Origin of the sequence: Sphingomonas aerolata (genome assembly GCF_023935825.1) — a bacterium.
Lineage (GTDB): Bacteria > Pseudomonadota > Alphaproteobacteria > Sphingomonadales > Sphingomonadaceae > Sphingomonas > Sphingomonas aerolata.
Genome location: NZ_CP098762.1, coordinates 3442398 through 3467466, shown reverse-complemented (window position 1 = coordinate 3467466; position 25069 = coordinate 3442398). Strand labels below are relative to the sequence as shown.

21 protein-coding genes and 1 tRNA gene are annotated in these 25069 nt (G+C 70.2%); 4 read left to right on the top strand and 18 right to left on the bottom strand.

The window, feature by feature from the left end:
• Window positions 1–57: 57 nt before the first annotated feature.
• The gene (locus NEF64_RS15895; RefSeq protein WP_056409212.1) at window positions 58–1062 is read right to left on the bottom strand and encodes an SDR family oxidoreductase; all 1005 of its coding nucleotides are present in this window, start codon (window positions 1060–1062) and stop codon (window positions 58–60) included.
• 162 nt (window positions 1063–1224) lie between these two features.
• Here NEF64_RS15895 and NEF64_RS15890 point away from each other — a divergent pair, with 162 nt between their 5' ends.
• Window positions 1225–1929 carry a dihydrofolate reductase family protein gene (locus NEF64_RS15890; RefSeq protein WP_056409215.1) on the top strand — a complete coding sequence of 235 codons (705 nt, stop codon included), beginning with the start codon at window positions 1225–1227 and terminating at the stop codon, window positions 1927–1929.
• 30 nt (window positions 1930–1959) lie between these two features.
• Here the strand turns inward: NEF64_RS15890 and NEF64_RS15885 are convergent.
• The 14 genes from NEF64_RS15885 to NEF64_RS15820 form a co-directional block, all read right to left on the bottom strand.
• Window positions 1960–2036: transfer RNA gene (locus tag NEF64_RS15885), tRNA-Arg, on the bottom strand.
• A gap of 23 nt (window positions 2037–2059) precedes the next feature.
• Window positions 2060–2749 (bottom strand): endonuclease III, encoded by a 690-nt coding sequence (nth, locus tag NEF64_RS15880; RefSeq protein WP_056405141.1) that lies wholly within the window; start codon window positions 2747–2749, stop codon window positions 2060–2062.
• A gap of 4 nt (window positions 2750–2753) precedes the next feature.
• Complete coding sequence (gene dapB / locus NEF64_RS15875) at window positions 2754–3482, bottom strand: 4-hydroxy-tetrahydrodipicolinate reductase (RefSeq protein WP_056405144.1); 729 nt, start codon at window positions 3480–3482, stop codon at window positions 2754–2756.
• Between the two features lie 101 nt (window positions 3483–3583).
• Entirely contained in the window at window positions 3584–4363 is a 780-nt protein-coding gene (locus tag NEF64_RS15870; protein WP_056405634.1) for a nucleotidyltransferase family protein, read from the bottom strand.
• Entirely contained in the window at window positions 4360–5253 is an 894-nt protein-coding gene (locus tag NEF64_RS15865; protein ID WP_056405146.1) for a hypothetical protein, read from the bottom strand. Before NEF64_RS15865 ends, NEF64_RS15870 begins: the two co-directional genes overlap by 4 nt.
• A complete protein-coding gene (locus tag NEF64_RS15860; protein ID WP_056405148.1) occupies window positions 5250–6287 on the bottom strand; it encodes a diacylglycerol/lipid kinase family protein in 1038 nt (345 codons plus the stop codon). Before NEF64_RS15860 ends, NEF64_RS15865 begins: the two co-directional genes overlap by 4 nt.
• Before the next feature lie 66 nt (window positions 6288–6353).
• Window positions 6354–6818, bottom strand: a complete 465-nt coding sequence (locus NEF64_RS15855; protein WP_056405149.1) for a DUF2141 domain-containing protein — start codon at window positions 6816–6818, stop codon at window positions 6354–6356.
• Between the two features lie 95 nt (window positions 6819–6913).
• Window positions 6914–8242, bottom strand: a complete 1329-nt coding sequence (locus NEF64_RS15850) for a lipopolysaccharide biosynthesis protein (RefSeq protein WP_056405151.1) — start codon at window positions 8240–8242, stop codon at window positions 6914–6916.
• Between the two features lie 73 nt (window positions 8243–8315).
• Entirely contained in the window at window positions 8316–9431 is a 1116-nt protein-coding gene (locus tag NEF64_RS15845; RefSeq protein ID WP_199848926.1) for a CDP-alcohol phosphatidyltransferase family protein, read from the bottom strand.
• A 47-nt stretch (window positions 9432–9478) separates the two neighbouring features.
• Window positions 9479–10585, bottom strand: a complete 1107-nt coding sequence (locus NEF64_RS15840) for a hypothetical protein (RefSeq protein ID WP_056405156.1) — start codon at window positions 10583–10585, stop codon at window positions 9479–9481.
• The gene (locus NEF64_RS15835) at window positions 10582–11289 is read right to left on the bottom strand and encodes a phosphocholine cytidylyltransferase family protein (RefSeq protein WP_056405158.1); all 708 of its coding nucleotides are present in this window, start codon (window positions 11287–11289) and stop codon (window positions 10582–10584) included. Before NEF64_RS15835 ends, NEF64_RS15840 begins: the two co-directional genes overlap by 4 nt.
• A 213-nt stretch (window positions 11290–11502) precedes the next feature.
• The gene (locus NEF64_RS15830; protein WP_156360246.1) at window positions 11503–12858 is read right to left on the bottom strand and encodes an efflux transporter outer membrane subunit; all 1356 of its coding nucleotides are present in this window, start codon (window positions 12856–12858) and stop codon (window positions 11503–11505) included.
• A 596-nt stretch (window positions 12859–13454) separates the two neighbouring features.
• Entirely contained in the window at window positions 13455–14642 is a 1188-nt protein-coding gene (locus NEF64_RS15825) for an HlyD family secretion protein (protein ID WP_056405163.1), read from the bottom strand.
• On the bottom strand, window positions 14639–16297 hold the full coding sequence (locus NEF64_RS15820; protein ID WP_056405165.1) for an MFS transporter: 1659 nt from the start codon (window positions 16295–16297) through the stop codon (window positions 14639–14641). The genes NEF64_RS15825 and NEF64_RS15820 overlap by 4 nt, the downstream gene beginning before the upstream one ends.
• 258 nt (window positions 16298–16555) lie before the next feature.
• Between NEF64_RS15820 and NEF64_RS15815 the strand changes: the two genes are divergently transcribed.
• Window positions 16556–17641, top strand: coding sequence for a mechanosensitive ion channel family protein (locus NEF64_RS15815; RefSeq protein ID WP_056405167.1), 1086 nt, complete (start codon window positions 16556–16558; stop codon window positions 17639–17641).
• Window positions 17642–17847: 206 nt separating this feature from the next.
• On the opposite strand, the gene NEF64_RS15810 is transcribed toward NEF64_RS15815, so the two are convergent.
• Genes NEF64_RS15810 through otsB form a run of 3 tightly spaced genes read right to left on the bottom strand, consistent with a single transcriptional unit; the run spans window position 17848 to window position 21814 of the window.
• A complete protein-coding gene (locus NEF64_RS15810) occupies window positions 17848–19236 on the bottom strand; it encodes an alpha,alpha-trehalose-phosphate synthase (UDP-forming) (protein WP_031394052.1) in 1389 nt (462 codons plus the stop codon).
• A complete protein-coding gene (locus NEF64_RS15805; protein ID WP_235516259.1) occupies window positions 19233–21059 on the bottom strand; it encodes a glycoside hydrolase family 15 protein in 1827 nt (608 codons plus the stop codon). The genes NEF64_RS15810 and NEF64_RS15805 overlap by 4 nt, the downstream gene beginning before the upstream one ends.
• A complete protein-coding gene (otsB, locus tag NEF64_RS15800; RefSeq protein ID WP_056405169.1) occupies window positions 21056–21814 on the bottom strand; it encodes a trehalose-phosphatase in 759 nt (252 codons plus the stop codon). Before otsB ends, NEF64_RS15805 begins: the two co-directional genes overlap by 4 nt.
• A 407-nt stretch (window positions 21815–22221) precedes the next feature.
• Between otsB and NEF64_RS15795 the strand changes: the two genes are divergently transcribed.
• Both NEF64_RS15795 and NEF64_RS15790 read left to right on the top strand, forming a co-directional pair.
• Entirely contained in the window at window positions 22222–23655 is a 1434-nt protein-coding gene (locus tag NEF64_RS15795; RefSeq protein WP_235516260.1) for an efflux transporter outer membrane subunit, read from the top strand.
• Window positions 23655–25040: an efflux RND transporter periplasmic adaptor subunit gene (locus tag NEF64_RS15790; protein ID WP_056405173.1), complete on the top strand. Its 1386-nt coding sequence runs from the start codon at window positions 23655–23657 to the stop codon at window positions 25038–25040. Before NEF64_RS15795 ends, NEF64_RS15790 begins: the two co-directional genes overlap by 1 nt.
• The last annotated feature ends 29 nt before the right edge of the window (window positions 25041–25069 follow it).

Sequence of the window (25069 nt, the reverse complement as noted above, 5' to 3'; positions counted from 1 at the left end):
GCAGGACGCGCTGCGGTCGATGTCCATGGCGCTTGGCGGCGCGGGCGCGGTCCGGGATCAGGGGAAGCCCGCACCGCCATGCGCGCCGACCGCGGTCCCGGTCGAGTAGCTCGCCTCGCCGGACGCCAGCGCGACGAACAATATCGCGAGTTCGGACGGCTGTCCCGCGCGGCCGAGCGGCGTGTCCTGGCCGAATTCGTGCATCTTGCCCGGCAGCTGCCCGCCCGCGACCTGGAGCGGTGTCCAGATCGGGCCGGGCGACACGGCGTTGACGCGGATGCCCTTCTTGGCGAGCTGCTTGGCCATGCCGCGCGTCAGATTCTGGGTCGCCGCCTTGGTCGAGGCATAATCGATCAGGTCGTCATTCGGGTCATAGGCGTTCTGCGAGATCGTGTTGATGATCACCGAACCCGGCGGCATCGCGGGGATCGCAGCCTTCGAAAAGCGGAAGACGTGGAACACGTTGGTCTCGTAGGTGCGCACGAACTGTTCGTCGCTGATCTCCATGATGTCCGCCTTGGACTGCTGATAGGCGGCATTGTTGACCAGGATATCGAGACCGCCGAGCTGCGCGATCGCTTTTTTGACCGTGTCTTCGCAGGCCTTCTGGGTGCGGATGTCGGCGGGCAGCAGCACCGCCTTGCGCCCCGCCTGTCGGATCAGGTCGGCGACCTCGCGCGCGTCCGGCTCCTCGCTGGGATAATAGTTGATCGCGACGTCCGCGCCCTCGCGCGCAAAGGCGATCGCGGCGGCGCGCCCGATGCCGCTGTCGCCACCGGTGAGCAGCGCCTTGCGACCGACCAGCTTGCCGCTGCCGCGGTAGCTCTGCTCGCCATGATCGGGGCGGGGGTTCATCTTGCTGGCGAGCGCGGGCCAGGCCTGGCGCTGCTCGGGGAAGGGGGTGCGGGTGTACGCATTGCGCGGGTCGCGCAGGCTGGGGGCGGGCCCGATGGCGGCGGCCTCGGTCGATTGTACCCGCGCCATGCCCGGCGCGGCCGCGGCTGCAAGGCCGATGGCGGCACTGCCCAGGATACTGCGGCGTGAGGTTTCACCGTTGCTCATGATCGGATCCTTGTCGGTGGTCGGGGGCGCCGGCGGGCTGATCCCTGCTCGACGAACCGCGGCGCGGACCGTTCCCTCGGCGCGGTCATCCGGCCCGATACCGCGGAAACCGCGGATGCCGAGCGGCGTTCATCCCCGATCTGCACCCGCGAGTATCCCACCATGACCGACCGTCCCCGCATCATCTGCCTCATGACCGCGTCGGTCGATGGTGGCCTGCATCCCAGCCGCTACACCAACAGCCCGGATGGCACCGCCAAGGCGTGGACGCGCGCCTATGAGTCGCTGCACGAGCGCCTCGACGCCGATGGCTGGATCGTCGGACGCGTCACCATGGCGGAGATGGCGAAGGGAGAGCCGCGTGCGTCGACGACCGCGGACGCGCCCGCGCGACCGTCGCTGTTCCAGGCGCGCGATGCCGCGTCCTTCGCGATCACGCTCGATCGCGCCGGCAAGACCCGCTTCGCCGGTCCCGACATCGGCGGCGACCCTGTGGTCGTGCTGCTCGCATGCGGTGTGAGCGACGCCCATCTCGCGGAGCTCGCCGCCAATGGCGTGTCCTACCTCGTGTCGGACAGCGACGAGATCGACCTCGCCGGTGCGCTCACAACGCTGCGCCGCGAACTCGGTATCGAAACATTGTTGCTCGAAGGCGGCGCCGGCATCAACGGCTCGTTCCTCGCCGCCGGTCTGGTCGACGAACTCAGCCTCGTCATCGCACCCGCACTCGACGGTGGGGCCGATGCGGAGCGGATCGTCGCGGCGGGCGACGGGCTGAAGGGCAAGGTGACGCTGTCGCTGCTCGGATGCGAACACCTGGCCGCCGGGGCGGTCAATTTGCGGTACCGGGTGGCGGCGGTCGGCTAAGCGCAGTCGGCGTACATGGCGGAACGGAATTGGTGCACCCGACTGGATTCGAACCAGTGGCCTCTGCCTTCGGAGGGCAGCGCTCTATCCAGCTGAGCTACGGGTGCCTGAGGCGTGCGCGTAGCAAAGCCTAGTCGGGTGCGCCAGCCATTTTCTTGGCCGTGCCGATCTTGGCGGCGAGCTTGGGCGGCGGGGTCTTGGGCTTGAACGCGCACAGGTCCGCGACGAGGCAGCGCCAGCATTCGGGGGTGCGCGCCTTGCAGACATAGCGGCCGTGCAGGATCAGCCAGTGATGCGCGTGGAGGCGGAAGGGCTGCGGCGTCGCCGCGTCGAGCTTCAGCTCGACCGCGAGCGGAGTCTTGCCGCGCGCGAGGCCGGTGCGGTTGCCGACGCGGAAGATGTGCGTGTCGACCGCGAAGGTCTCCGCGCCGAACGCGACGTTGAGCACGACATTGGCGGTCTTGCGGCCGACGCCGGGCAGCCGTTCGAGCGCGGCGCGGTCGTTCGGGACGACGCCGTCATGCTCGTCGACGAGCATCTGCGACAGCGCGATGACGTTCTTGGCCTTGGTGTTGTACAGGCCGATCGTCTTGATGTGCTCCTTCAGCGCGTCGATCCCGAGCGCGAGCATCGCCTGCGGCGTGTCGGCGATGCGGAAGAGCGCGCGCGTCGCCTTGTTGACGCCGATGTCGGTCGCCTGCGCGGACAGCGCGACCGCGACGACGAGCGTGTAGGGATTGATGAATTCGAGCTCGGTCTCGGGATGCGGATCGGCCTCGGCCAGCCGGGCATAGAAGTCGACGACGTCGGCCTTCTTCACTGGCTCACAGCCCCAGCACGTCGCCCATCCGGTAGCGGCCGGCGGGCTGGTCGGCGAGCCAGAGCGCGGCGCGCACCGCACCGCGCGCGAAGATGCTGCGATCGTCGCCGCGGTGGTTGAGCTCGATCCGCTCGCCTTCGCCCGCGAAGATCACGCTGTGGTCGCCGATCACCGATCCGCCGCGCAGCGAGGCGAAGCCGATCGTCCCCTCGCTGCGTGCGCCGACCAGCCCGGCGCGGCTGTCGACGCGCAGCTCGGCGAGCGTCGAATCGCGCCCGCGGGCGGCGGCCTCGCCGAGCAGGAGCGCGGTGCCCGAGGGGGCGTCGACCTTGTGACGGTGATGCATCTCGACGATCTCGACGTCCCAGTCGGGGCCGAGCCGCGCCGCGGCCTCGCGCACCAGGATGCCGAGCAGCGTGACGCCGAGCGAGGTGTTGCCGGTCTGGAGGATCGCGATGTCGGCAGCCGCCGCGTCGATCAGCGACTGGTGCTGCGGGGTCAGGCCGGTCGTGCCGATGACGAGCGCGGTGCCCGCCGCGCGCGCGGCGGCGAGATGCGCCTCGATCGCCGAGGGGGTCGAGAAGTCGACCAGCACGTCGGCGGCTGCCGCGAGCGGGCTGGGGTCGTCGCCCGCATCGACGCCGCCCGCGAGCGTCGCGCCCGCGGTCTCGATCGCGTCGGTGATCGCGCGGCCCATCCGGCCGGCGCTGCCATAGATGCCGATCGCGGTCATGCGGGCCCGGGGGGCGGACGGAGGCGAGGTCGGTGCAATCATGCGCGCGCTTTCGCACGAAGCGGGGGGGCGCGAATAGACCCCAAATCCGCGCGATAGCGTTATCGCGGGACGGACGGGAGCGACCGGACGAGGTCGAGATCGGCGGGCTTGTCGACATCGACCGCGGCCAGCCCGTACGGCGTCGCGACCGCCGCGGCGACCAGCCCCGCCTTGCGCCCGAGATGCGCGATCGCATCGCCGAGCGTCAGCCGGCCCAGTGCATAGCGCAGCAACAGCCCCGGGCCAAGCCGGCGGACGATCCGCCACGGCCGCTTGCGATCCGCCTCGACCTGCCGCCACAGATCGATCGCGGCGATCGATCGCGGCGTGGCGAAGCGGAACAAATTGCACCCCGACCAGCCGCCATCGGCGAAGCGGAGATAGGTGCGCCGCGTCCCGGGCGCCGCCGCCTCGACCACGTCGCGGCGCGCGAGCAGCACCGCGACATCGGCGTCGGCGGGGATGTCGGCCTGGAACCGCGTGATCCATTCGGGCCGGAGCAGCGCATGATCCGCGGTGGTGACGAGCAGCGGGGTGCCGAGCGCGGCGATCCCGTCGCCGACGCTCAGGCTCGGGCCGGTCGCGGCGTCGAGCACCCGCAGCCCCAGCGCGACCGCATGATCGCGCACCGCGTCGTCCGATACCGATACCGCGATCACGCCCGCGCCCGCCTCCCGCAGTGCGTCCGCGACCCGCGCGAGCAAGGTCCGCCCCTCGAGCAGGATCAGCGCCTTGTGCGCGACGCCCGCATAGGCCGCGAGCGGATCGACGCCGCCGCGCGACCCGGCGAGGATCAGCGCGTTGAACGGCGGGCGGCCACGGGTCACGGCGTCCGTCATGCCGCCTGCCGCGCGCGCCAGACGCGCCACAGCACGCCGGGCGCGGCAAGGATCGGATGCCGTTCGGCCCAGGGCGACAGCGGCACGGCGATCCCGGTATGTCGCTCGATCTTCCACGCGCCGTAGCGGGCGGCGCCGTCGAAGGTGAAGGCGGCGCGCATCAGCCGGGCGATGTTGATCGGCTTGCCCGCACGTCGCCGCAGCCGCCACGCGCGCAGCACCGCGGCGCGGCGTGCGGCCGGCAGCGCAGGGCGCAACGCGGCGCCCTCGGCGGTCACCGCGATCCCGTCCGCCGCCCAGGCGAGCGGGAGCAGCCGGTCATAGCGGTCGGGGTCGAAGCCGATGATCTGATCCTCGCGCCCGCCCTTTTCGACGCGGAATTCGGCGGCATAGGTCTGGAGGAACAGTGCCCGCCAATAGTCGCGCGGGGTGCCCGTCACGGGGCCGAGCGCGGCGGCGAACCGCGCGGCGGAGCGCGCGGCGGCGGCGATCGCCTCGGCGATCCGCGTGGTCGTCGCCTCGTCGCGCGACCACACCAGCGCACAGGGCTGGACGAAGCGCGTCCAGATCGTCGTGTCGAGCGTCCCGGCGTCCGCCGCCCTGGCGAAGGTCGACAGCCGCATCGTCGCGATCTTCGCGCGCAGCGTCTCGCCCGCCTCGTCGAACTCGCGGTAGCTGACGGTCGGCCAGATGCCGCGTTCGGGCGCGCCCGCGGTCAGCACGTAGAAGTCGAGCACGCCCTCGGTCGCGCCGGTCCGCAGGTTCGAGCCGTAGAACAGGATGCCGACCGCGCCGGGCGTCGCCGCAAGCGCCTCGGCGACGCGCCGCACCGCGGGAATTACCGGGGTGGCGAGCTGGTCGCGGACCAGCGCGCCAAGCGTCGCGCTCACGGGACGACGAAGCTGATCGGCGCCGCCTGGCGGATCGTCAGCGCGCCGCCCGGATAGACTTCGCCGTCGAGGATGAAGCCCGCCTCCATCGTCACGTCGAGCGCGGGCGTGTCGATCCGGTGATAGCCCGCCCGGTCGAGCCATTTGGCGGGCGACCCCGCGACGATCAGCGGTGCGGCGGCGGCGAGCCAGCGCGGCGGCGCATCGACGAGCAGCGTCTTCAGCCCGTCGCGCGCCGCGCCGAACGGCTGGACGCCCAGCGGCATCCGCGTCAGCGTCGAGGCGAGCAGGATGTAGCGATGCGTGTCGGTATCCGCGACCCGGCCGGCATCGGCGGCGGCATCGTAGCGGACGTGCATCCGGTTGCCCGCGCGCCACATGCCCGACGCGCGACCGAACAAAGTCTGGACGATCGCCCAGCTCAGCGCGACGCCGACCGCGAACCCCTTGAACGCGCCCGCGCGGTGCGCGCGCTGCGCCAGTCCGGTCGCCTCGACGAACGCGCCCGCGCCGAACAGGAAACCGCGGAGTTTCTGGCCGGTGCCGGCGCGTTCGACCTCGACCGGGCGACGGACGATGCTCGCGCCGTCGCGCGCCGCGGCGAGCGCCTGGTCGAGCGTCCAGTGATCGGGAATGCCCAGATCGAGCGCGAGCGCGTTGGTCTTGCCCGACGGGACGATCGCGACGCGCGGCATCGCGCCCGTCCACACCGTCGCCGCCGCGGTCAGCACGTCGCGGATCGTGCCGTCGCCGCCGTCGATCACCAGCAGCTCGATCCCGTGCTGCGCGAAATCTGTCAGCACCTCGGCCAGCTCGGCCTGGGTCCGCGGCGTGACCGCGAGCACCGTGCCCGACACGAACGGCCGCGTCGCCTCGACGCTGCTGCGGTTGCGGTGGCTCTTGGGGTTGCAGATGATCCCGGTGCGGATCTGTGACGCAGCACTGCGCGCGGTCACGTCCGGTGCCGCGCCGCGTCTGGCCGCTGGAAACGGCACGCCATCAAAGGCCTGGAAATTGGAAACGGCGTCGCTCACACTCTTGGCTACCTGTCGCAGGCTAGTATCGCTACATTTTTATGGCACGTCTGCCCTTGATCGACGCTAGCGCCGATACCGCATCTTCATCCGCACGACCGTCCCCCCGGCCGGCAGCGCCACCCGCGCCGACGCGAAGGAGGGCAGGCCGACCGATGTGGGGGCGTCGTTCGAAAATCCAAACCCCTCCTTGGGCAGGAACAGCGTGCGGTTGAAATCATGGTCGCTGTTCTCGTCGTGATATTGCGCGATCGCGTAATAGCCGGGCTTCAGCCAGAAACAGGCATGCGGCTGCGCGGCGGGCACGCGCGCGCGCGCCAGCTTGCCGCCCTTGGACAGGAACCGGCCCTTGTCGTCCGGATAGACGGTGAACGCGACCTCGCCGGCCGCATTGTGCAGCGTGGTCGCCTCGAGCACGAGCTTGGCCGCGCCGTTCCCGGGCGTGCCGACACACGTCTCCGCGGCAGCCGCGGACGTCGAGGCGAGCGTTGCACCCGCGGCGAGCGCGAGCAGGAGAGGCAGATTCGTCATGGGGGACCCTTGCAATCGCATAACGGCAATTTGGAGGCCAATGACGTCGGCTCTGTGAACCCGCGCTTTATCGACCGCGGCGGGGCGTGCCGCCCTCAGGGACGGCGGCGCGTCAGATTCGCCGCGGCAAAGCCGAGCAGGATCGCGACCGCGACCGAACCGATCGCGACGCCCATCGCCACCCCGGACGAACCGTAGAGCGGCATCAAGGCGAACGCGCCGATGAACAGCAGGACGACGCCGACGACGCGGATCGCGAACACCGTGCCCGCGCGGTTGACCGCGGTCAGCACGGTGTCGAGGCTGACGGTCGCAAGGTCGAAACAGCCCGCCGCGGCGAGCCAGAGCAGCACCGGATAGGCGCTGCCGAACGACTTGCCGCCGACCAGTTTAAGCATTGGCTCACCGATCAGCGCGACGACCGCGAGGATCGCGAGCGCCGCTGCGCTGCTCGCCAGCATCGTCCGCACCAGAATGTAGCGCAGCCGCTCGGGCGCCGCGGTCCGCACCGCGCGGACGATCTCGGGGAAGGCGGCGCGCGACAGGAGCTGCGACAATTTGGCGAGCGCCTGCGCGACCTGCGCCGCCAGCCGGAACGCGCCCGCCGCGGCCGGGCCGATCGACGCACCGACGAGCAGCAGCGGGATCTGTTTGCTCGACAGGCCGAGCGTCGCGCTGGCGTTGGTGCTCAGCGCGAACTTCACTACGCCGGGATTTTCCGCGACCAGCGCGCGCCAGCCGCTGCGCCCGCCGAGCATCAGCGCGAAGTCGCCGCTGCGCCACACCATGATCCAGTAGGTCGCCGCGGTGACCAGCTCGGCCGCGGCCCAGGCGATCATGAAGCCGCGGATCGTCGGGTCGAACAGCATCGCCGCGCCTGCGCCGACGAAGCGGATCACCGGCGTCATGCTGTCGGCGAGCGCGGAGAGCGAGAATTTGTCGCGCAGCCGCAGGATGCCGAGCGGGGTCGATCGGATCGTCAGCAGCTGGATCACCGCGAAGACGAGCGTGTAGTGCATCAGGTCGCGCGGGATGCCGAACGCGTTTGCCCAGATCTGGAGGATGCCGATCGTCAGCAGCGCGCCGAGAATCGCGCTCGACAGGTCGAGCCGCGCCGCCAGCCGGAACAGCCGTGCGAGCCGCGGGCTGTCGCCGTCATGGAGCGGCTGGACGCCGTACTGGACGATGATCTGCCACGTCTGGAAGCCGACGAACGTCGTCAGCGCCTGGACCGCGCCGGTGATCAGCGCGAACCGGCCGAAATCGACGACCCCCAATGTCCGCGTCGCAAAGCCGAGATAGAAGAGCGACAGGATCGCCAGCACGCTGCGGCTCGCGAGCAGCCAGCCCAGGTTGCGCGCCGCCGAACGCAGCACGCCACCGAAATCCTTGGTCGTGGGGGAAGGGGCGGGGGCCTGGGTCATGCGCCCTGCGGCCCCTAAAGCGCGCGGTGCGGTGCGGCAAGTCGCGGCTGGCGGGTCGGGGCGTGCGACGCGATCAGGCGAGCCAGCTCGTGATCGCGCCGCCCTTCGCGCGCCGCGCCATCGCCTGGAACAGCCGGACGAGATGGACGACCAGCGAGATCGCGGTCCACGCCGCCACGCCGATGATCCCCCAGTCGGGCCGCGTCACGACCAGCCCCGCGAACAGGATCACCATGTTCGGGTTGCGCCGCGCGGTGATCAGCCGGAACCAGCTGTCGAACCGTTCCCAGACATGGATGTGCATCCCGAACCGGACGATGAACGCGCCCTCGATCAGCCGCTGCGCGACATAGCCGAACAGCATCGTGCCGATCACCGCCCAGAAGGTCGCATCGTCGAGCGGCCGGCCATAGGGCGCGCAGCCCGCGGCCCAGGCCCACCACCAGAAGGGCGGATGGACCAGGTCGACGCCGTGATCCCACGCATTGCCGAGCTTCGACGCGGTGATCGTGCAGCGCGCGAGCTTTCCGTCGACGGTGTCGAGCACCATGAAGACGAGCCCGGTGGCGAGCCCGGTCCAGAACCAGCCATACCAGAAGGCGATCGTCGCGACGATGCACAGCACCGATCCCATCGCGGTGACCTGGTTCGGCGTGATCCCCGCGCGCGCGCAGACCCGGGTGATCGCCAGCGCCCATTCGGGCCAGAGATATTTGGTCAGCAGGTCGGTGACGCCCTTGTACGCGCCGACATAGCTCGCCCGCTCGATCGCGGGGACCGCGGCGGGGACGAGCCGCTCGGCAAACGGCTTCTCGCGTTTGCGCAGCGCCTCGTTGAGGATCCCCTCGTCCGACTCGGCGGCGATGATCGTCAGCCCGCTGGCGGCGTCGAGGGTTGCGTCCGCGTGCATCGCCGCGGCGACCCGCGCGCGCTCCTCGGCGGTCCGGACATGCGCCAGCACGGGAACGCCCGCGCGCGTCATCACGGTGCCGGGACGCGTCTTCAGATGCGCGGTCCAGACCGGGTCGAACGCGAACGCCATGTTGGCGAGGATCGCCGGGCCGTCCGCCGCGTCGCTGCCGGCAAAGCCCTGCGCCACGCCGATCCGCCGCAGCCGCTCGTCGTTACGCATCCCCCAGAGCAGGGTCGGATTGTCGCCCAGGGGCACGAGTGCTGGCATGTCTTGCATCCGCTGCCCGATAGCCGATTACGCGCGGATTGCGAGCCCGGGCGCGATCAGCGCAGCGCGGCGAGCACCGCCTGCGCCGCGCGTGCGGGCGCGCCGCCCGACACGTCGCCGAGCGCGGTCTCGACGAACCGCGTCTGGAAATCCCGATATCCGGGATGCAGCGCGGGCGCGGCGTCGATCGCGGGGATCAGCGCGTCGAGGCTGTCGACCACCGCGCCTGCGCCCCACATCGCATAAGAGGGATCGTCCACCCAGTCGGCCCCCAGCGCGTTCAGGAACACGCACGGCCGCGGGCGCATCATATATTCGACCACCTGGCTCGACGTGTCGCCGAGATACAGGTCGGCGGCGGCGGTGTAGCTGCCATCGACCATCGCGAAGCTGTCGAGATCGGCATGCACGCCCGCGCGGCCGGCGAGCCCGGCGACGAAGCCGCGCAGCTCGGGCGCGCGCTCGACGAGCCGCTGGTGCGGCGCGAAGATCAGGTTGTAGCGGCCATCGGCGAGGATCCGGTCGACCACCTCGGGCCCCCAGCGCCACCAGGACGAGCGATGCGCCTGCCAGTGCGGGGTGTAGAGGATCACCGGGCGCGGATCGGCGAACAGCCGCGCGGCGGGGGTGCGCTGGCGGAATGCGGCCTTCACATAGCCGGTGGTGACGATCCGCTCGGGCGCGTCGCCGCCGTCGATCAGCGCCTGCCGGTCGCGCTCGGCCGCGACCAAGGTGCGCCACCCTGCGCGCCGCCGCCAGTGCCCGCGCGCCATCATCGACCCCGCGCCGTGGAACGTGTCGATGAACCGCGTCCGCAGCGGCAGCGTCGCGGGCAGCCACAGGCTGGTCTGTTCGGCGCACACCACCACCGGCGTGCGCAGCAGATGCGGCAGGAGGCGGAACAGCGTCGGCAGCTTGGGCGGCAGCGGCGGATTGTCGCCCTCGGCACGGCCGGGCAGCGCGCGAAACCCCGGCGCGCGCCGGATCGTCACCTGCCCAAGCCCCGTGCTCCAGCGTGCAAGCAGCGCTTCGTGCACCGACGTACTGACCCACAATTCGATCGGCAGCGTCGGCTCGGCGGCGGCGAGCGCCTCGACGATCGGATAGAGATGCGGGATCAGCAGCGTCTCGCCGAGGAACAGGAACGCGACCTTCCGGGTCATGACGCCTGCCAATGCGCGATGTCCTCGGGCCGGTCGATCTCCTGCCAGCGCGCGCCGGCGGGGATCCGCAGCGCGCGGACGCCGGCCCCTTCGGCGACGCGGCGGACGACCGCGTGGTGATAGGCGTGGATCCCCTCGTCCTCGCCGATTACCGCGCGCAGCGCGTCGGCATAGGCGGTGCCGCCGCCCGACAGGATCAGCCCGAGCGACCGGTCGGTCGCCTGGTGCCCGACCAGATGCTTGCCGACCGCGATCACCCGCTCGCCGTCCGCCTCGACCAGCATGTCGTCGAGGCCGGGTTCGTGGAGCGGCTCGACCACCAGGGTCACGCCGGGCCCGGCCTCGGCACGCGCCGCCTGCAGGATCGCGGCGTCGAACAATGTGTCGCCGTTCATCAGCGCGAACGCGGCGCCGAGATGCGCGCGCGCCGCCCAGACGCTGCCGATGCTGTTGGCGACCGACCAGAAGGGGTTGAAGAGCAGCGTCGTCGGCGGATCGCCGCGTCGCCCGGCCAGATGCGCGGCGATCTGGTCGATACGGTACCCGCCGACGATCACCGCGCCATCGAACCCCGCCGCCGCGACCGCGTCGAGCTGCGAATCGAGGATCGCCCGCCCGCCGACCTGCACCAGGCATTTCGGCGTGCTGAGCGTCAGCGGCAGGAGCCGCGATCCGTGGCCCGCGGCAAGGATGATGGCCTTCATGGCACCCGCTTATGCATCAACTGTGGCAGGAAAATGCAGCGCTTCGTCCGTGGATGCGGGGGGCAAAGTCGCGCCTGCCGTCCTGCTTTGATTCTGGGCTCCCGCCTGCGCGGGGGAACGGTGGCGAATCCGGTGTGGCAGAAACTGTTCTCCCGCGAAGGCGGGAGCCCAGGGTTGCAGGCGGCGGCCTGCGTAACCCTGGGGGCACGCCCCTCAGCGCCGCACGATCGCCGCATCGTCGCGCGACCAGCCGCCGCCCATCGCCTGGTAGAGCGTCACATAGGCCGTCAGCCGGTCCGCGCGCGCCTGGACCAGCGACAGCTCCGCGGTCAGCAGCCCGCGCTGCGCATCGAGCTGGTCGATATAGGCCGAATAGCCCGCGCGGTAGCGGTTCGACGCGTTGCGCAGCGCGCCCGCGAGCGCATCGCGCTGTGCGGCGAAGGCATTGGCCTGTTCGCCCGAGCGGCGGACGCCCGCAAGGCTGTCGTCGACCTCGCGGAACGCCTGCAGCGCGGTGCGGCGATAGGCGAACGCCGCCTGGTCGCGGCGCGCGGTCGCGGCATCGGCCTGCGCCCCCAGCCGCCCGCCGTCGAAGATCGGGCTGAGCACGCTCGCGCCGATCGAGAACACCGCGATCGGATCGGCGAGCGCGCTCGACAGCACGACGCCCGCCGAGCCGGTGAGCGCGAGATTGGGCAGCATCGCCGCGCGCGCGCTGTCGAGCGAGCGGTCGGTCGCGACCAGGGTCTGCTCAGCCTGATACAGGTCTGGCCGGCGGCGGAGCAGGTCGGCGGGCAGCCCATCGGGGATCGCAGGCGCGGCGAGCCGGTCGAGCGGCAGGCCGCGCGGGATCGGCCCGGGGACATCGCCGAGCAGCAGGCTCAGCGCGTTTTCCTGGCGGCTGATCGACAGTTCGGCGGCGGGGACGAGCTGTTCGGTGGCGTGATATTCCGCCTCGGCCTGCCGCAGCTCGAGGTTCGAGGTGTAGCCGGTCTCGGCGCGGCGGCGGGCGATGCGCAGCCCCTCGGCGCGCGCGTCGAGCGTCTGGCGCGCGACCGCGAGCCGCTGGTCGAGCGCACGCAACGTGATGTAGCCGGTCGCGACGCTGCTCGCGATCGCGAGGCGGACAGTGTCGCGCGACGCTTCGCTCGCGAGCAACTGCGCCTGTGCCGCGCGGCTCGCCTGGCGCAGCCGGCCGAACAGGTCGAGATCATAGCTGATGCTGACCGCGGGCTGCGCGCCGATCGCATCGATCGGCGTGCCGAGCGCGCCGACCGTCTGCCCGGTGGTGCCGGGCGCGGATCCGTTGACCAGCGGCGTCTGCTGCGCCCGTGCCAGCCGCGCGGCGGCCCGCGCCTCGTCGATCCGCGCCGCGGCGGCGCCGAGATCGGGGCTGTTGGCGAGCGCCCGCCCGACCAGCTGCGTCAGCACCGGATCCCCGAACGCGCTCCACCAGTCCGCCCGGATCGGCGTACCCGGCCCCAGCGCGGTCCGCCACGCGGGGGGTGGGGCAACCGCGGTCGCGGCAGGCGCCTCGGGGCGGGGGCCGATACACGCGGTGGCGAGCAGCGCGAGGGGGAGGGCGGCGGCGGTCCGCCATGCGTGTTTTCGGCGCCACGCACGCACGCCGCCCCACGCCCGCACTGGTGCCCACCACCCCGGCACGCCGCGCCGCACCCGCACTGTCAACCACCACCCCGGCGAAGGCCGGGGCCCAGTTGGGAAGGCCGCGGTAACGACGGACAGTGCTCCGTCATCGCCGTCCCCCAACTGGGCCCCGGCCTCCGCCGGGGTGGGGATACTCGCCGGGGTAGCGGTTTTGGTAGGGGTGGCGGCGTGAGGCGGCGCAGCGCCCTCCCTCAAGATGTCTCCCCGCGAAGGCGGGGACCCAGTCTGGGCTCCCGCCTTCGCGGGAGAACAGGACGCAAACGAAGCATCGGGTATCGCCCGCACCCCCTGCCACCACCCCGGCGAAGGCCGGGGCCCAGTTGGGAAGGTCGCAGTAAGGGCGGACAACGCTCCGTTATCGCCGTCCCTCAACTGGGCCCCGGCCTTCGCCGGGGTGGAAATCTTGGTTTGGCTTGTCGCCCCTGCCAAAATGTCTCCCCGCGAAGGCGGCGATCCAAGCTGGGCTGGAGAACAGGGACCGAGGGATGTTTGCAACATCACCGCGGCCCCGGCCCGCCGGCGGTATCGACCCGCGCCTGCACCGACATCCCCGGCCGCAACCGCGCACTCAGCGGCTGGCCCGGATCGACGCGGATGCGCACCGCGATGCGCTGCGGCACCTTGGTGAAGTTGCCGGTCGCGTTGTCCGCCTTCAGCACCGCGAATTCGGACCCCGCCGCGGGCGAGATCCGTTCGACGTGCCCGGTCAGCCGCTCGTTCGCGAGCCCGTCGACGGTGAACGACGCGGGCTGGCCGACCGCCATCCGCGCGGTCTGCGCTTCCTTGAAGTTCGCGATCACCCAGGTTTCGGGCGGCACGAGGAACATCAGCTGCGACCCCGCGGTCACATATTGGCCGAGCCGGACGCCGACCTCGCTCAGCCGCCCCGTCTCGGGTGCGCGGATCACCGTGTTGGCAAGGTCGATCCGCGCGAGCTGGCGCGCCGCCTCCGCGCCCGAGACGCCCGCCTCCTGGCCGCCGCGCCCGACCTCGACGGTGCGGATATCCTGCCGGGCGATCTCGCGCGCGGCCTTGGCCTGCTGGACCTGTGCTTCCGCCTGGCGGAGCGCGGCGAGCGTCTGGTCGCGTTCGCGCAGACTGACCGAGCCGTCGGTGACGAGGTCGTTGACGCGCGCCATGTCCGCCTGCGCGCGCATCAGCTGCGCCGCGGCATTGGCGACCGCGGCGTCCTGCGCGGCGAGGCTCGCCTGGCGGCTGCGCGCGGTCTGGAGGCTGTTCGACAGCGTCGCCGCCTGCGCGTCGACCTGCGCCTGCGCCTGGTCGATCCGCTGGCGATAGATGCGGTCGTCGATCTTCACCAGCGGATCGCCCGCCTTCACATCCGCGAAGTCGCGCACGAGCACCTGCGTCACATAGCCGCTGACCTGCGGGCTGATCACCGTGGTGCGGCCGCGGACATAGGCATTGTCGGTCGATTGGTAGCTGGTCGCGAACGGCGGCAGCCGCCACGCCGCGAGCACCGCGCAGACGCCCGCGATCACGAGCAGGACGATGACGCCGATGACCCGCGGGCTCGGCGGCTGCGGTCGCCAGCCCGAGCCGACCGGGGTGGCGGGCGTCGCGGCGGGCGCAGGCGCAGGCGCGGCCGTAGGGGCGGCGGCCGTCTCCGCCTGTTTCTCCTCCGTCGCGGGTCCTTCTGCCACCGGGCTGCGGGCGTCGGTCATGTCGTCCTCTCAAGTCGCGCACGGCGTTCGCGTCGTTGGCGTCGCACCATCAGGAAGACGAGATACCCGAACGTCCCTCCGGCGAGAATCGCGACCAAGCGGAAGACGTCGGCATAGGCAAGCACGTTTGCTTCGCGCGTCGTGGTCTGCGACAGAATCGCCGCGCCTTCCGCGCTGCGCAGCGTCGGGTCGACGATCACCCGGCCGACCGCGGCGCCGCCCGCGGCGATGCGCTGCGCGACGATCGGGTCGGTCGGCGAGATCTGCTGGACCAGCGCCGCGCTGTTCGCCTTCTCGCGAACCACCTGATAGCTGCCGAGCAATGCGGTCCCGCCGAGCCCGCCGAGCGAGTTGATGATCCCGAACAGCGCGATGAAGCTGATGATGTGGCCCGCACCCTCCTTCAGCGCCCGCGTCATCCCGAACAGCAACGCGGGGCCGAGGAAGAAGGTCGCGGAGAAGCCGATGATCGCCTGGGTCACGTACATCTGCGGCGCGCGCGTCAGGCTGGTCGCATAGGAGTCGAACCACGCCGCCACCGCGACCAGCCCGATCGCGAGCATGATCGGATGGCCGAGCCGCTCGACGTCGAGCGTCACCGCGCTCGCGATCACGCCCGCGACCGAGGCGACGAAGATGATCAGGAAGAAGGGGATGAGCTGGTCGTTGTTCTGCCCCAGCACGGTCAGCAGGCCGACCGCGGCATAGGTCTGTTCGGACAGCACGATCCGCGCCATCACGATGACGACCGTGAAGCGCAAGATATCCGCGCTGCCGAGCCAGCGGGTGTTGAGCAGCGGATTGACGCGGTGATGCTCGACGACGATCGCGGCGGCGAACATCGGGATCGCGACGATCAGCGCCCAGCCGATCCACGGCGCATTGGTCCACCACAGGATCCGCCCGAGCCCGAGCACCGCGGCGAACAGCGCGGTCGACCCCGCGAACAGCACGAAGGTGAGGAAGTCGAGCGGCTCGAACGCCTTTCTCCGCGTCGTCGGCGGCAGGCGCAGCGCCGCGACCGCGGCGAGCGACAGCAGCGCGAGGCCCAGCTCGAACAGGTACAGGGTCCGCCACTGCGACATGGCGAGCAGGTCGGGCGAGAACAGCCGCGCGAGCGGCGTCGCGCATTGCGGGATGCCAATGCCGAGCACGACTGCCTTCAGCCGCCATTTCGCGGGCAGCGACTGCATCACATAATAGAGGCACAGGCTGCTGAGCGCGGCGCCCGCCATCCCGCTGATCGCCCGCACCGCGATCGCGGTGGCGAACCCGTGGACGAACAGATGCGCGAGCGTCACCAGCACGTAGAGCGTGAGGAAGATCAGCGCGAAGGGCCTGAGCCCGAACTGCGCGCGGAACTTGATCATCAGCAGGTTGATGCTGACGTTGGTCATCACATAGACCGTCGGCAGCCACGCGATCTCGGCGGGATCGAGGCCGAGCGCGCCCTGCAGCGTATAGGTGTTCGCACTGATCAGCGCATTGCCGAACCCGACCGTCAGTCCGAGCAGGATGCCGATCAGCGCATAGGCGATCTGGCGGTGCCGCGGATGCGCGGGCGAGCCCGGTGAGCCGGGGAGGACGGGCAGTTCGTGCGGTGCGAACGTCCAGTCTTCCTCGCTCAGGAAGCGTCTGATTCTCCGGGCGATCATGGTCGCTGTCTTGTGGCATGATCACGGGGGCACGTCATCCGGGAACGCGGGTCGCGGCGAGCGATTTTCCAAGGAAATCACCACCCCGGCGAAGGCCGGGGCCCAGTTGGGGGACGGCGGTAACGACGGGCCGCCCTCCATTACCGCGACCTTGCCAACTGGGCCCCGGCCTCCGCCGGGGAGGTGCTCCTCATCTAAAGCGGATCCCCCATGCTGCACCGCAGCGGAACATCCCCGCACCCGCACCGTTGCGCTGTCATGCGCATATTCAGATCGCTCCACATACCACCCGAATGGGTCTGGCTGGAAAGCGTCGCCGTGGTCTCCGCGGCGGTGCTCTTCGCGCTGGTCGCGCACTGGCTGACGATGCGGATCGCCGGCCATGCGCAGCGGCGCTCGACCGCCAAGACCGACGGGCTCGTCCTCGCGCGCGTCCGCCGGCCGCTGCGCGCAGTGTTCGTCGCGGTCAGCGTCGCGTTCGTCGCGCGGATCCTGCCGATGGACGACGATATCGAGGAATTGTGGAAGCAGCTGCTCGGCTTCCTCGTCCCCGCTTTGCTCGGCTGGCTCGCGGTCGCGGCCCTGCGCGCATTCCAGGACGTGATCGAGATCCGCTCGGACATCACCGTCGAGGACAATCTGCGCGCGCGGCGCAAGCGCACCCGTGCGGCGATCCTCGGCCGGATCGGCACCTTCTTCATCATCTTCATCAGCGTCTGCCTGATGCTGCTCAGCGTCCCCGGCATCCGCTCGATCGGCGTCACGCTGATGGCGTCGGCGGGTATCGCCGGCCTCGTCGTCGGTGCCGCCGCCCAGCCGGCGCTCAAGAATCTGATCGCCGGCGTGCAGATGGCGTTCACCGAACCGATCCGTCTCGACGACGTGCTGATCGTCGACGGCGAATGGGGCCGCGTCGAGCAGATCAACCTGACCTTCGTCGTCATCAAGATCTGGGACGAACGCCGCCTCGTCGTGCCCGTGTCGAAGTTCCTCGAACAGAGCTTTCAGAACTGGACGCGCGAGACCAGTCAGCTGATGGGCTCGGTCTTCTGGTATGTCGATCCGTCGACCGACGTGCCCCGCCTGCGCGAGAAACTCGCCGAAGTGGTGAAGGCCAATCCGCGCTGGGACGGCCGGTTCTTCAACCTGCAGGTCACCGACATGAAGGCCGACGCGGTCGAACTCCGCGCGCTGATGACCGCCAAGAACGCCTCGGTCGCGTTCGACCTGCGCTGCGACGTCCGCGAGGCGATGCTGGCGTATATCACGGCGGAAATGCCCGAGGCGATGCCCCGCGGCCGCCTGCTGATGGCGCCGGACCCGGTGCGGGGTGTCGCGTCGTAACGCTGGCGCGGCGCGGACACCCGTTTCGTCAGGATGACGGGTTTTGAGAAGAACCCGTCACCGCTCGGCATCATCCCAGCTCAAGCCGTCATCCCCGCTCAAGCCGTCATCCCCGCGTAGGCGGGGATCCATATTGGCTGGCCGTGGAGGAGACTCGCAGGGGTAGCCAGTCTGGATCCCCGCCTGCGCGGGGATGACGACGTTGGTTACGCCTCGACATGCTCCGGCGCATCTTCAAGCGCGGTGATGAACAGTTCGCACCACCACATCACGTCCTCCTTGCGGACGTTGTCGATCAGCTTCTCCCAGCGCGCCTTGCGCTCCGCGAGCGGCATCTTGAGCGCGCGGGCGATCGCGTCGGACATTTCCTCCGGGCTGTACGGGTTGACCAGCACCGCATCCGACAGCTGCGCCGCCGCACCCGCGAACTGCGACAGGATCAGCACGCCGGGATCCTCGGGATCCTGCGCCGCGACATATTCCTTCGCGACGAGGTTCATCCCGTCGCGAAGCGGCGTCACCAGCCCGACCCGCGCCGCGCGGTAGATCCCCGCCAGCACGTCGCGCGGAAAGCCCTGGTTGACGTAGCGGATCGGCGTCCAGTCGATATCCGAAAACTCGCCGTTGATCCGCCCCGACATCGAATCGAGGTTCGCGCGGATCTCCTGATAGGTGTCGACCTTCTCGCGCGAGGGCGGCGCGATCTGGAGCATGTAGACCAGCCCGCGGTGATCGGGGTGCGACGCGAGGAACCGCTCATAGCCCGAAAAGCGCTCGGCCAGCCCCTTCGAATAATCGAGCCGGTCGACCCCGACGATCAGGCTGCGCCCGGTCGCCGACATGTACATGCGCTCCTTGGCGTGACGCGCGGTGTCGCTGCTCGCGGACTTCTCGAAATCCGCGGTCTCGATCCCGATCGGCGTGGTGATCGCCTTGATCGTCCGGTCGCCGACCGTCACCCATCCATCCTCGCCGACCACGCCGTCGAGCTGGCTGGTGACGTAATGCAGGAAGCTGTCGAGCCAGTCCTGCGTCTGGAACCCGACCACGTCATAGGCGAACATCGATTCGACGAGCGCGCGGTGGCTCGGCAGCGACAGCAGCATCGCCATCGGCGGCCAGGGGATGTGGAGGAAGAAGCCGATCTTGTTCTCGACGCCCAGCTTGCGCAGTTCGCGCCCGAGCGGAACGTGGTGATAATCATGCACCCAGACGAGATCGTCGGGCTCGATCAGCGGCAATACCGTCTCGGCAAAGCGCTTGTTCACGCGCGCATAGCCGCTGGAGAAATCGCGTTCGAACTCGGTCAGGTCGATCCGGTAATGGAACAGCGGCCACAAGGTCCGGTTCGCATAGCCGTTATAATATTCGTCGAAATCCTGTTCCTCGAGGTCGATCGTCGCGGTGGTGACGCCCTTGCCCTGCTGGAAGTTGATATGGCCGGTAAAGGTCTCGGTGGTCGCGCCCGACCAGCCGAACCAGACCCCGCCCTTTTCCCGCAGGGCGGCGAGCAGCGCGACCGCGAGGCCGCCCTGGTTGCCCGACGGCGCGTCGACCGATTGCACGCGATTCGAAATGACGACCAGGCGACTCATCGTACGGCGCTCCAGGGTTTGCTGAGGAGGACGGCGCAGTTGATCAGCCCCACCAGCGAATAGGTTTGCGGATAATTGCCCCACAGCTCGCCGGTATTGGGGTCGATATCCTCGGACAGCAGCCCCGCGGGCGTACGCCGCGCGACCATCTCGGCGAACAGCGCGCACGCATCCGCGGTGCGCCCCGTCGCGTGCAGCGCCTCGATCAGCCAGAAGGTGCAGACGTTGAACGCGGTGTGCGGCAGGCCGAAATCATCCTCGGTCGCATAGCGCAGCATGTGGCTGCCGCGGCGCAGACCCTCTTCGACCGCCTTCAGCGTCGACTGGAAGCGCGGATCGTCGGGCGCGAAGAAGCGCAGGTCGAGCAGCTGGATCAGGCTCGCGTCGAGATCGTCGCCGCCGAACGTTGCGGAGATGCGCTGCGTCTCCTCGCGCCAGGCCGATGTCTCGATCGTCTTGCGGATCGTGTCCGCGCGCGCGTTCCAGAAGGTCCGGCGATCCTCGAGTCCGAGCACGCCCGCCGCATTGGCGAGCCGGTCGCACGCCGCCCAGCACATTGCCGCCGAATAGGTGTGAACATGCGCCTTGGTGCGCAGCTCCCACAGCCCCGCATCGGGCTTGTCATAGGTTTCCCAGGCACGGTCGCCGACGAGCTCGAGGCTCTTGAAATCCTCGTGGCTCGACATGCGGAACAGCCGCTGGTCGAAGAACGCCTGGACGTCGGACAGGATGATCTGGCCATACGCATCGTGCTGGATCTGCTCATACGCCTGGTTGCCGACGCGGACCGGCCCCATGCCGCGATAGCCCGGCAGCGCGGGCGCGACGCGCTCGACCAGCGTCGCCTCGCCGCCGACGCCGTAGAGCGGCTGGACATGCCCGCCCTTCGACGCATCGACGATGTTGCGCAGATATTCGAGATACCCCTCTAGCACGTCGAGCGCCCCCAGCCGGTTGAGCGCCTGCACCGTGTAATAGGCGTCGCGGATCCAGCAATAGCGGTAATCCCAGTTGCGCTCCGACCCCGCATGTTCGGGGATCGAGGTGGTGAGCGCGGCGACGATCGCGCCGGTCTCCTCATGCTGGCACAGCTTCAGCGTGATCGCCGCGCGGATGACGACGTCCTGCCATTCGACCGGGGTCGCGAGCCCACGCACCCAGTGGCGCCACTCGTCCTTGGTCCGCGTCAGCATCGCCTCGGCCGCCTCGTGCAGCACGCCGGCAAAACTCTCGTCGGGCCCCAGGAACAGGTGCATCGGCCGTTCGAGCCGGAACCAGCGCTCGCCGACGATATGCCCGACCGGCGCATCGGTGGTGAGCCGCAGCGTCTGGTCGTCCATCAGGAACCGGATATGGTTCGACCCCTGCGTATGCGTGGTCGGCTGGCCCCAATTGGTCGCGACGCGCAGGCGGATGCGGATCCGCGGGCTGCCCGCGACCGGCTTGACGATCCGCACGAAGCTGGTCGGGCGATAGGTCCGCCCCTCGCGCACGAAGCGCGGGCAGAAATCGGTGACCTCGACCGCGTTGCCCGCCTCGTCCTCGTGCCGGGTGACCAGGATCGGGGTGTTGCGGATATAGGCCTGCGTCGTCTTCGCGCTGCCCTCGAGCTCGATCGCCCACAGCCCCGTCTCGGGGGCGTCGCCGCCGAGCAGCGCGCAGAAGGCAGGGTCGCCGTCGACGCGGGGCACGCAGCCCCAGACGAACGTGCCGGTGCGGTCGATCAGCGCGGACACCTGGCAATTGCCGATCGGCCACAGGTTCATGTCCGGCGTCGGATTGGTGTCGAACGGGCGGGGGGCGGACTGGGTAGCGGTCATCATGATTCCAATATGGCGGCAATCCAGCCGCGTAGGGCCGCGACATCGTCGAGGCGGTAGGTGGCGGCGGTGGGGCGTTCCGGGCCGATCAGGATTCCGGCGCCGCCCAGCGCGTGTGCGGCGACGAAACCATCCTCGTCGGTGACGTCGTCGCCGAAGAAGAACGGGCGGCTGCCGACCAGCGCGGGTGCGGCAATCAGGTCGCGCAGCGCTGCGCCCTTGTCGCCGGGGGTGCGCAGCTCGACCATCATCTTGCCGCGCTGGAGCGTCAGGCCGTGCGTGCGGGCAAGATCCTCGGCAAGGCTTACCGCATCCGCCTCGAACGCCGGCGCCATCCGGTAATGCAGCCCGGCGCCGAGCGATTTCGCCTCATAGACCAGTGCGTTCGCCTCGGCATAGGCGCGCAGCGCCTCGGCGGCGGTTTCGAGCGAGGCGGGACGTTCGGCGGCGACATGGCCGTCCTCGGGCGTGCGGCGTTCCGCACCGTGACTGCCCGCGACCGCGAACCGGCGGGCATGTTGCCCCAGCATCGCGTCGAGCTGTGCAATCGACCGCCCGCTGATGATCGCGACACGCGCCGGGAAGCGCACGGCAAGCCGGTCGAGCTGGTCGAGCAGGCCGGCATCGACGACCACCGCATCGGGGGTCGGGGCCAGATCGACCAGGGTGCCGTCAAAATCGAAGAACAGGCTGGCGTCGTCGCGGACGTGCGGCGGGGGTGCGAGGACTTCAGTCGCAGGCTGGCGTTCGGCAAGCATGGTCGTCTAACCCCCGGCTGTGACGCTCCGTTCCGCTGCAGTGCAAAATTGGAACGGGTGCGGTTCGATTGCCGTCATAGCAGGGGTTGGGCATCGGGGCGATGCTTCGGGCCGTCACCCCCTTCTCCGTCATCCTGACGAAAGTCAGGACCCAGAGCCACAACCCCCACCGCACCCCCACCGTCATCCTGACGAAAGTCAGGATCCAGAGCCACGAGCGTTACCCTGTATTACCCTGGATCCTGACTTTCGTCAGGATGACGGCGGAGAGGGATGGCCGCACGGCCGCACGCCCCCGCCCACAGCTCGCCCCGGTTGCGACAGGTTGCGACACGAAACCACTGGACGAGGGAAGGGGCATTGCGTCATGCCTGCCGCCCATGTCCCGCGTCCGAGCTTTCCTCCTCATGCCCGTCCTGCTCGCCGGCTGCTCGGTCGGGCCGGATTATCGTCCGAAGGCGGCGGCCGAGCTGGGGGTGCCAGACGCCTATTCCGTCACCCCCGCGACCAGCCCCGAGGACCTGACGCGCTGGTGGCAGCGGTTCGACGACCCCGTGCTCGGCCAGCTCGTCGAGCAGGCGGCGGCGACCAATCTCGACATCGCGCAGAGCGTCGCCCGCCTCCGTCAGGCGCGCGAGAGCCTGGTCCAGAACCGCGCCTCGCTGCTCCCCACGCTCAGCGGCTCGGGCGGCTATCAGCGCAACGAGAATCTGCGCGGCGGCGGCCGGTCGTTCACCTTGCCCGACGGCACCGTCGTCGACACCGGCGGCGGCGGCACCAACAGCTTCACGCTGGGCGCGAGCGCCAGCTACCAGGTCGGCGTCTTCGGCGAGATCCGCCGCACGATCGAGGCGAGCCGCGCGGAATATGCCGCGTCGGGCTTCGACTATGCGACCGTGCTGATCTCGATCGAGAGCGAGGTCGCGCGCAACTACGTGCTCGCCCGGCTCTACCAGCAGCAGCTCGCCAATGCGCGCGCCTCGCTGACCATCCAGGACGACAATCTCGAAATCGCCGGGTTCCGCGTCCAGGCGGGGCTCGTCTCCAGCCTCGACCAGGAACAGGCGCGCGCGCAGCGGGCCCAGACCGCGGCGACGATCCCGAGCCTCGACCAGCAATATGCCGCCGCGGTCGCGCGGATCGGCGTGTTGACCGGGCAGGCGCCGGGCGCGCTCCGGCCGCTGCTCGCGCCGGTCAAGCCGATCCCGGTCGGGCCAAAGGCGGTCGGCGTCGGTATTCCCGGCGACACGCTGCGCCAGCGTCCCGACATCCGCTCGGCGGAGCGTGCGCTGGCCGCCGCCACCGCGCGGATCGGGGTGGCCAAGGCCCAGCTCTATCCCGCGCTCGCGATCACCGGCAACATCAACACCAACGCCACCTCGATCGGCAATATCGGCGATGCGATCACCGGCGGGCTGTTCGCGGGGCTGACCCAGGCGATCTTCAACGGCGGCCGCCTGCGCAGCCAGGTGCGGACCAGCGAGGCCGCCGCCGACGGCGCGCTGGCCTTCTACAAGTCGACCGTGCTGACCGCGCTCGAGGATGTCGAGAATGCGGTCGTCGCACTCCAGACCGCGCAGGAACGCGAGCGGCAGTTCGCGATCGCGCTCGATGCCGCGAACAACTCCGCGATCCTCAGCCGCAGCCAGTATCGCACCGGGCTGACCGACTTCACCACGCTCAACCAGCAGGAGGTCGCGCTGCTGTCCGCGCGCAACGGCGCGACCCAGGCGCGCGCCGACGCCGCGACCGCGCTGGTCGCGCTCTATGCCGCGCTTGGCGGCGGCTGGGACGCGACCGTGATCCCGCAAGCGCCCATCTCCAATCCAGAGGCACGCTGATGGCCGACGCATCGATCGACGACTTTCTGGGCGTGAGGCCGCAGGCCCCCTGGAAACGCTATATCAAATGGGTCGCGATCGCGGTCGGCGTCGTGCTGCTCTGCCTGCTGCTCGCGCGCTGCTTCGGCGCGAAGGAGCAGACGCAATATTCGACCCAGGCGGCCGAGCGCGGCAACCTGACCGTGACCGTGTCCGCGACGGGCAAGCTCGCACCGACCAACCAGGTGACGGTCGGGTCGCAGCTGTCGGGGCTGGTCACCAAGGTGGTCGCCGACGTCAACGACCGCGTCGTCGCGGGCCAGCCGCTCGCGCTGATCGATCCCGAACAGCTCGACGACCAGATCCGCCAGGGCAATGCGCAGCTCGCCGCCAACCAGGCGCAGGTGAACCAGGCGCAGGCGACCGTCGCCGAATCGCGCGCACAGCTCAACCGGCTCGAGGAGGTCGCGCGGCTGTCGGGCGGGCGCGTGCCGTCCAAGACCGAGCTTCAGGCCGGCCGCGCCGACTATCAGCGCGCGCTCGCCGCGCAGAAGGTCGCCGAGGCCAATGTCGTCGCCAGCCGCGCCGCACTCGCGCAGAGCCAGACGCAGCGCGCGCGCGCGATCATCCGCTCGCCGGTGACCGGCGTCGTGCTCGCGCGGCAGATCGATCCGGGCCAGACCGTCGCGTCGTCGTTCAACACGCCGACGCTGTTCGTGATCGCCGAGGACCTGACCAAGATGAAGCTCGAGGTCGCGATCGACGAGGCGGACGTCGGCGAGGTCAAGATCGGCCAGCGCGCCAACTTCACCGTCGACGCCTTTCCCGGCAAGACCTTCCCCGCGACGATCACGCGTGTCGATCTCGGCTCGAACCTGACGGTCAGCTCGGCGACGTCGTCGAGTTCGAGCACCAGCACGACGACCACCACCGGCCAGGTCGTGTCCTACGCCGCCGACCTGACCGTCGCGAACCCGTCGCTCACGCTGCGCCCGGGCATGACCGCGACCGCCGATATCGTCACCTCGGACAAGCAGCGCGTGCTGCTCGTCCCCAACGCAGCGCTGCGGTTCAAGCCGACCGCCGCGTCGGGCGATGCGGGCGGCGGCATTGCCGGCTCGCTGACCTTCCGGCCGCGGCGCGGCGGCGGGGCGGAACGGACCGCGACGCTCGGCCGCGGCGCGCAGCAGACCATCTATGTGAAGGGCGCCGACGGCACGCCGCAACCGGTGCAGATCACCACCGGCGACACCAACGGGACGATGACCGAGGTCCTGTCGGGCAATCTCCAGCCCGGCGCGCAGGTCATCACCGGCCAGCTCGCCAGCGGCTCGGACGAGACGAAGCGCGGTGGCGGCGGTCGGCGCGGCGGCGGCGCGAGCAAGGGCGGGGGCGGTGGCCAGTAATCCGCCCCTGATCTCGCTGCGCGGCGTCA